The organism is Stenotrophomonas sp. GbtcB23, from assembly GCF_019091045.1.
Classification (GTDB): Bacteria; Pseudomonadota; Gammaproteobacteria; order Xanthomonadales; family Xanthomonadaceae; genus Stenotrophomonas; species Stenotrophomonas rhizophila_A.
This window is the reverse complement of the sequence record NZ_JAGXKC010000263.1, coordinates 1-346: the sequence shown is the minus strand read 5'-3', so window position 1 is coordinate 346 and position 346 is coordinate 1. Positions and strand designations below refer to the sequence as shown.

The 346-nt window shown below is 63.3% G+C and carries 1 protein-coding gene; it reads right to left on the bottom strand.

The window, feature by feature from the left end; translation table 11 throughout:
* Positions 1-346 (bottom strand): DUF488 domain-containing protein (locus KVS69_RS19050; RefSeq protein ID WP_217539530.1); only part of this gene is annotated, 346 nt, incomplete at both ends.

Genomic DNA, 346 nt, shown 5'->3' with positions numbered 1-346 from the left:
CCTCCGCCATCGGGCGTAGCGGATGGGGCGTGGGTTCAGCGTTGGAGACGATGTGCACCACCTCATGGCCCCGGTGCGTCAAAAGGTCGGAGATCAGGCGACGATGGCAGCGCCACCATGGCGCCTCCGCGCACATCAGCGCGGTTCGATGTGCACCCGCCAGCGCAAGAACCTTCGTTAATCCGCTGGCAAACTCTGCGGAAGCCATGTGGTCTGCATAGCCTTGAAACGCGGCGTTGTCCCATGCCCCGTTGCGAGAATTGGGCTGCGCCCTGCGCCGGCCACCGAGTTCGGGAATCCACTCATACATCACACCATGCGCCGGCAACGTGTCTGCCATCTGTTC